Source organism: Vibrio sp. Vb0304 (assembly GCF_033338995.1).
Classification (GTDB): Bacteria; Pseudomonadota; Gammaproteobacteria; order Enterobacterales; family Vibrionaceae; genus Vibrio; species Vibrio alginolyticus.
Window position 1 is genome coordinate 1 of the sequence record NZ_JAWOTT010000074.1, and the last position, 1,731, is coordinate 1,731.

Below are 1,731 nucleotides of genomic sequence, written 5' to 3' on the forward strand. Positions count from 1 at the left end.
CAGGTTCACAAAAAGCAGAAAAAGCGGTCACTCAAACAGCAAGTACAGATGCAAAGACCGACGTTAGCGCCACAGAAGGTGAAACGGTCGAGAAAAATGGCGAGAGCCAAGAATCAGTCGCGAACCGTGAGAGTGTCGACGGAAAAGCGGCTGATGCATTGCTAGAGCATGAAGGCGTAAAAGCCGTTGCTGACGAATCCGAGCAAACTTCGGAAGCATTTCAAGAAGAAGGTAAAGCCCCCGTCGTAGCGAAGCAAGCTTTGTCGCCAATGGAGTCAGAGGCTCTGCTGGATTCAAAACAAAGCGCTCAGAACACAGACTCGCAAGATAAGATAGTGGTGGCCAGTGCGATGGGAGAAGGTCAGCAACTACTCGGTCGTATTGAACAAGCGAACCAAGCATTGCAAACCAATGATTCTTTTGTTGATAGCGGCAAGGGTTTGCCTCTACAGACGACGCAAGCAACCTCTTTCTCTGCTCCAGTGTCGAAACTGGTCGAAACAGATGACGCAAAAGCGCTAGCAGCGTTGCAATCGACGCCTTCTGTTGAGCAAGTGAATTTGGCGGCCGAGCAGCAACTGGAACCAATCTTAGATGCCAATGGAAAGCCGATTGATATTGAGAAGCTACAATCTCAATCAACCGAATGGCAAAACCTGACGGCGTCTCCTGTAATGGATGCTTCAGCAATGCAACAAGCTCAGGTGAACACCTCAGATGTATTGGACGGTTCGGTGTCACTTGCCCCTGCGACGGTCGGCTTTGAAGGTAAGGCGGTTCAGCTGGTTTCAATTGATGAGCTGGAAGTCATTGATACCAAGTTGGCGCAAGGCAAACCTCTGAGCGAACAAGAAATCGATGTCATTGAAGGTTTGAGAACGGGTGACGTCGTCGCGGATATTCCTGAGCAAGAGCTAGCCCAGTTGGTTGCGCTGCCAACGGACGTGAAAGCCATTCTTGCGGAGCAAAATACAACGCAGCATAACAATGTACGAAACGGCAGTGAACGAACAGCCGCTACAGTCGCGATGGGGCAACAAGCACAATACGTAAACGCGCAAGAGATGAAGCACGCCGCTGCGCAAGCGCCAATGGCTCAACATGCCGATAAACTTGCGTCCGCACCAATGCCGGATGCGCTGGTGGCGAATAATTTCAACCCAGCAGTTCAAATGGCTGCTAATGGGGAAGTGAGCCACAAAGCGATCAATGCCGCGTTAAGTGCAGGTGCGTTGAAAGCTACGGCGAGCCAGCAAGATAAGCCAGAGTCGCAATACGGATTAGCAGGACAGCTGCAAGCGGCCGCTGGGCAACAAGGTGTAACAGCCCAACAGCAAACCCGAGCGGAAGCCGCTCAGCAAGCGCAACTGCCTCTGCAATTAACAAAAGAACTCGCTAATGAGCAAGTGGCGGAAAAAGTACAAATGATGATGTCGAAGAACTTGAAGAACCTCGACATCCGACTTGACCCACCAGAGCTTGGCCGTATGCAAATTCGCATGACGATGAACAACGATTTGGCCAACGTGCATTTTACGGTTACCAACCCACAAGCGCGTGACATTATTGAACAAACGTTGCCTCGTCTACGTGAAATGTTGGCTCAACAAGGGATGCAACTGGCGGATTCCTCGGTTCAGCAGCAAAGCAGTGGACAACAGCAAAGTGGCTACGCAGCGGCTGAACAAAATGGCCAAGGCACGTCTGGACGCGGTTTTTCTGGCCAGTCAG

1 protein-coding gene is annotated in these 1,731 nt (G+C 51.1%); it reads left to right on the forward strand.

Features of this window, described 5'->3' with window-relative positions; translation table 11 throughout:
* The coding region (locus tag R7P35_RS23840) for a flagellar hook-length control protein FliK (RefSeq protein WP_318092797.1) at nucleotides 1-1,731 on the forward strand (1,731 nt) is incomplete at both ends.